This is a genomic window from Microcystis sp. M109S1 (assembly GCF_020247025.1).
Taxonomy (GTDB): Bacteria; Cyanobacteriota; Cyanobacteriia; order Cyanobacteriales; family Microcystaceae; genus Microcystis.
Window position 1 is genome coordinate 1 of sequence record NZ_JADBRW010000076.1, and the last position, 3663, is coordinate 3663.

Genomic DNA, 3663 nt, shown 5'->3' on the forward strand with positions numbered 1-3663 from the left:
GTCAGTCTGTAGAGCGACCATAAGACCAGAACAGAGTAAAACTGTTAAGGCAGGTGCGGAACCCCGCAAGGGAAAGAAGCAGAAACCTAAATCGTGAGGTTTGGGAATCACCGTCCGTTTACGGCGGTGAGGATGTCAACGATAATCTCAGTAATCTTTACGCTAACATGGCCGTGGCCGAATCGGGAAGAAGGGGTTATATTAAAACTGGCAGCCCTAGCGAGTTAGGTCGTCATCGTCGGGCGATCGCTTTGATGCAATCTAACTGGCAACTCTTGGCCAAACAATTAGAAAACGGCACGGATTTCGAGCGGGAAATGGTGGCTCAGATCGGGGATTTAATGTATCGGCGAATTGTTCTATTTAATCAATCGATCGCCACCTATAAACCCGATCAGTCCGATGATATTTCTCAAGATGCAATCACGGTTAAAAGTGTCGAGTTCCGGGATAAGTTTCAAAATCTTCTTACCTATTTACAAGCTAGTCAGAAAAGGAATTTAAGAAGTAGCATCGCTAGTTCTAGGGATAGTATTCGCGAAAATTCTCTGTTGGGTTTACTGGGAACTTTTACTAGCTTTGGAATTATTTGCGGAGTTTATTTTTTAGTTTTTTGGCAAGAGAAACGGCGACAGAAAAGTGAGAAAATCCACCAGTTATTACTACAAGAAAAAGAACTTTCCGATCTAAAAATACAGCTTTTTTCCATGATATCTCATGAGTTTAGAACCCCTTTAACCGTTATTTTTTCTGCCTCGCAGTTATTAGAAAATGGCTTAAAAGATGCCGATCAGTCTAGCAGAAAAAACCTATATAGAATCCAGTCTTCTGTCAAGCTAATGAATCAATTCTTAACAGATATTTTGATTTTAACTAGGGCAGAATCTGGGAATCTCAGTTGTCAACTAGAGCCGCTCGATATTGAAGCTTTTTGTTTAAATTTAGTCGAGGACTTTCAATTTATCAATAAAAATAATACACCGATTAAATTTGTCAGCGAGGGATTGATGATTCGTCCCTATCTAGATGAGAAACTGCTCTACTCGATTTTAAGTAATTTACTCTTAAATGCGATTAAATATTCCCCCACGGGAGCAGGGATTAGTTTGATTTTGGGGAAAGATAGCGATCGCATTGTTTTTCAAGTCCGGGATCACGGGATCGGCATTGCCGAGGAAGATAGAGTTAAGATCTATGAACCCTTTTATCGGGGTCAGAATGTGGAAAATATTATCGGCACCGGATTGGGGTTAGCAGTGGTTAAAAAATGCGTCGAACTCCACGGTGGCGAAATCGCCCTAGATAGCCAAGTGGGTGAGGGAACAAGCTTTACCGTCAAACTGCCCATTTCACCCTAGTTCCAGCTTGAGCGGTCTAAAGATTACAAAATGTAACTTTCTTTCTTCCGAAACAGGACGAAAGCAACGGAGAATTTTTAAGTAAGTAGTTATAATTAAATTGAAGATAGATTTTGCCTCTGATCCCCCCTTAATCCCCCCTTGATAAGGGGGGTGCCGATCCCCCCTGCCCCCCTTGATAAGGGGGGTGTCTGACAACTTTTAACACCTACCTACTTATCGAAAATTTGGGTTAAAACCCCGTCCTTTTAGGACGGCTTTAAGCTATAATGGAAAAAGCGATAACCAAGCTAAAAACTGAACCTTGACAACAGATAGTAGGGGGTTTTGTTCAGAAAAGAATTCAAATTCGGCCTTGAACGAGTAAAACTTTCTAGGAAATAAGGTTGAACATTAGATTTTTTCGACTTGTTCAAAGTGGCCGGAGGGCATCCGGACACTCAAAACGGACGGGTCGAAAGAGTCAGACTTAAGCAATTAAGCGTTTTTCGGTGAAGCGTCAACCCCGTTCAGCGACCACCCTAAAAAAGTGGCGTGGTGAGGAATCGCCGTCCGTTTTACGGCGGCGAGGATGTCAAGTGGTCAAACGCCGGGGAACAACGGTGTGGATTATCACTAATCGTCATGTGGTGGTCGATCGCGACACGGAACAGAGGGGCGATAATCTGGAAGTGGAACCCTATTATGGCGAAAATCTACCCAACCTCCCGCGCGATCGTGCAAAGGCTAAAATAAGTCAGATCACCGAACCCCAAGAAAACTTGGATTTAGCTTTGCTGGAAGTCACGGGTTTACCAGACGATATCAGTCCTTTAACCTTTCATCAAGGCGAAATTGCCGCAAAAACACGGATTTCTATCATCGGACATCCTGAATCAAAAGATTGGTCGAGCTACGAGGCGATTACCATCGGCATTCAGTCTAGTAGCGGCAATTTATTAATCGATGTGAGTCTGGCCGTGGGGGGGTCTGGTAGTCCAGTATTTGATCAGGAAATGCGGGTGATCGGATTGATGTTTAGGACGATTAACGAGTCCCAAATCGATTCTTCCGGTATCGGTTTGGCTTACCCAATCGATCGAGTTCTCCAAAAATTAGCTCAATGGCAGGTGACTGTACCATGAAAAAATCATTTATTGCCCTCAACTTAACAATTCTTAGTCTTATTTTGGTCTCGTTCTTCCCTATTCAAGCTCAAAACTGTGGGACGGGAAATACTAGCTCTAGCAACTATATCCAGAGAGATAATGACAAGCGCTGTGAGGGAATAATAGCTCGGATGGAATATCTTCGATCACATATGCAATATTTTCAATCAGATGATGAAAGTGGTATCGATATTGCGGGCAGTTTTAGTCTTATTTCCCTTTCTATCGGCCGGATTCCGGGGATGACTGACTCCCTAAAGTTGGAAGTGCCTAGTCGTAATAACCAAGAGCCGAAAGTGAGGGTGCGTTCTGTGCCAAAAAATTATCAACTCGATCCCCTCACCTTGCGTCCCCAAGGTTCTCGCTATCAATTTAAATGGTCTAACTATGTTATTGATCGCGAAGATATCGCCCTTGAAAGTCTGCGGGCCACGGCCTATATCAGTGACGGTAAATTGATCTATTTGCCGGTTATTTTTAATCAGGCAAAAACCTATGATATCGTCTTTTTTTCTGATGTGCGTAGCCAGATCAAAGAATTACAAATCCTCCAGAACAACGAGGTTATCTATGAGACTTCTCGCCCTAACTGGCAACCAAAAGGAGAAATTTTCTTTACTTGGGATGGTCGTACTTCTGATGGTAAACTGGCTAAGGCGGGATTGTACGAATTGCGAGTCAAAGCTTTATTAGAACAAGATGATGCTCCTCCCAGAAATGCCCCGATTAATATAACTTTTGAACATAATCCCCAGTGGCTAAAATGAAGTCCAAGCATAATTTTAAAAGTTTCTGGCAATTTATCAGGAAAAATCTCAAGTTTTGCACAGTTTTTATAGTTACTCTAGCACTGGTTTTCCTGTCGATTTTTTGGGGAATTATCCCAGTTAAACAAAACTTTGAAGGCAATTTATTGGTAAAAAGCTTTAGTTTTACCTGTCAAGAAAACGAAAGTTTATTGCTCAAAGATGTCTATAATCTTTCCCAAATAGATCTATCGGGACTGAAAAAATTTACGGCTCTTCGTTACCCTTTATGCTAAATCAACAGACAAGATGCCAAGACAACATACTTCTAACCCAAAAATTCCGAAAGTTTCTAAAGCCATAGCCTCTCCGTTTTATTAGTTTAAGTTTATTGTTGATTCCCTCGACCAC

At 42.0% G+C, this 3663-nt stretch carries 4 protein-coding genes and 1 pseudogene; 4 read left to right on the top strand and 1 reads right to left on the bottom strand.

Translation table 11 applies throughout. The annotated features are described in order from the left end of the window. The first annotated feature begins 53 nt into the window (after nt 1–53). The 4 genes and pseudogenes from IM322_RS03735 to IM322_RS03750 all read left to right on the top strand — a co-directional run. Nucleotides 54–1358: a sensor histidine kinase gene (locus IM322_RS03735; RefSeq protein ID WP_353737488.1), complete on the top strand. Its 1305-nt coding sequence runs from the start codon at nt 54–56 to the stop codon at nt 1356–1358. A gap of 491 nt (nt 1359–1849) precedes the next feature. Then, nucleotides 1850–2482 carry a S1 family peptidase gene (locus tag IM322_RS03740; protein ID WP_287713111.1) on the top strand — a complete coding sequence of 211 codons (633 nt, stop codon included), beginning with the start codon at nt 1850–1852 and terminating at the stop codon, nt 2480–2482. Next, nucleotides 2479–3273: a FlgD immunoglobulin-like domain containing protein gene (locus tag IM322_RS03745; RefSeq protein WP_287713113.1), complete on the top strand. Its 795-nt coding sequence runs from the start codon at nt 2479–2481 to the stop codon at nt 3271–3273. Before IM322_RS03740 ends, IM322_RS03745 begins: the two co-directional genes overlap by 4 nt. Beyond that, a pseudogene (locus tag IM322_RS03750) lies at nt 3270–3524 on the top strand (hypothetical protein); the annotation flags it as partial. The gene IM322_RS03745 and the pseudogene IM322_RS03750, both read left to right, overlap by 4 nt. Nucleotides 3525–3549: 25 nt before the next feature. Here IM322_RS03750 and IM322_RS03755 read toward each other — a convergent pair. Beyond that, nucleotides 3550–3663 (bottom strand): transposase (locus IM322_RS03755; protein ID WP_130758671.1); only part of this gene is annotated, 114 nt, incomplete at its 5' end.

Excerpts from the sequence above, each read along its gene's own strand:
- IM322_RS03745 (WP_287713113.1), top strand. The coding sequence starts at position 2,479 with ATGAAAAAATCATTTATTGCCCTCAACTTAACAATTCTTAGTCTTATT.